Source organism: Rothia sp. (in: high G+C Gram-positive bacteria) (assembly GCF_030540545.1).
GTDB lineage: Bacteria > Actinomycetota > Actinomycetes > Actinomycetales > Micrococcaceae > Rothia.
The window spans coordinates 1-1,202 of the sequence record NZ_JAUNVZ010000077.1; the positions used below are offsets into that span (position 1 = coordinate 1).

A 1,202-nucleotide genomic window follows, 5' to 3' on the forward strand; every position below is an offset into this window, starting at 1 on the left:
CGCCCGTACCCCAAACCGACACTGGTGGTCAGGTAGAGAATACCAAAGCGATCGAGCGAATCCTGGTCAAGGAACTCGGCAAATCACTCCCGTGCCTTCGGTATAAGGGAGACCCCTTGAGGTGAAAGCACTTGCTGCTGGAGCTTTGGGGGGTGGCACAGGCCAGGGGGTAGCGACTGTTTACCAAAAACACAGGAGCGTGCGAAGGCGTAAGCCGCTGTATACGCTCTGACGCCTGCCCGGTGCCGGAAGGTTAAGAGGATCCGTCAGCCCTTTGGGGTGAAGCGGTGAATTCAAGCCCCGGTAAACGGCGGTGGTAACTATAACCATCCTAAGGTAGCGAAATTCCTTGTCGGGTAAGTTCCGACCTGCACGAATGGCGTAACGACTTCCCCACTGTCTCGACCAGGAGCTCGGCGAAATTGCAGTACGAGTAAAGATGCTCGTTAAGCGCAGAAGGACGAAAAGACCCCGGGACCTTTACTATACCTTGGTATTGGCATTAGGCGCGGATTGTGTAGCATAGGCGGGAGACTTCGAAGCCCAGGCGCCAGCTTGGGTGGAGTCGCAAGGTGAAATACCGCTCTGTTCTCGTTTGATGTCTCACCACGAGCAGTCATCCTGCTCTGGGACAGTGCCTGGCGGGTAGTTTAACTGGGGCGGTTGCCTCCCAAAGAGTAACGGAGGCGCTCAAAGGTTCCCTCAGCCCGGTTGGCAATCGGGTGTTGAGTGTAATCGCACAAGGGAGCTTGACTGCGAGACCGACGGGTCGAGCAGGGACGAAAGTCGGAGATAGTGATCCGGTGCCGGCGCACGGGCGCGGCATCGCTCAACGGATAAAAGGTACCCCGGGGATAACAGGCTGATCATTCCCAAGAGTCCATATCGACGGGATGGTTTGGCACCTCGATGTCGGCTCGTCGCATCCTGGGGCTGGAGCAGGTCCCAAGGGTTCGGCTGTTCGCCGATTAAAGCGGCACGCGAGCTGGGTTCAGAACGTCGTGAGACAGTTTGGTCTCTATCCTCTGCGCTCGTTGGAATCTTGAGGAGGCCTGCCCATAGTACGAGAGGACCTGGGTGGACGAACCTCTGGTATGCCGGTCGTCACGCCAGTGGCGCGGCCGGTTGGCTACGTTCGGAAGGGATAACCGCTGAAAGCATCTAAGCGGGAAGCCTGCTCCAAGATAAGGATTCCTTCACAC

The 1,202-nt window shown here is 57.4% G+C and carries 1 rRNA gene; it reads left to right on the forward strand.

Going from position 1 to position 1,202, the window contains the following annotated elements:
- Positions 1 to 1,202, forward strand: a 23S ribosomal RNA gene (locus tag Q4P78_RS09050); the annotation flags it as partial.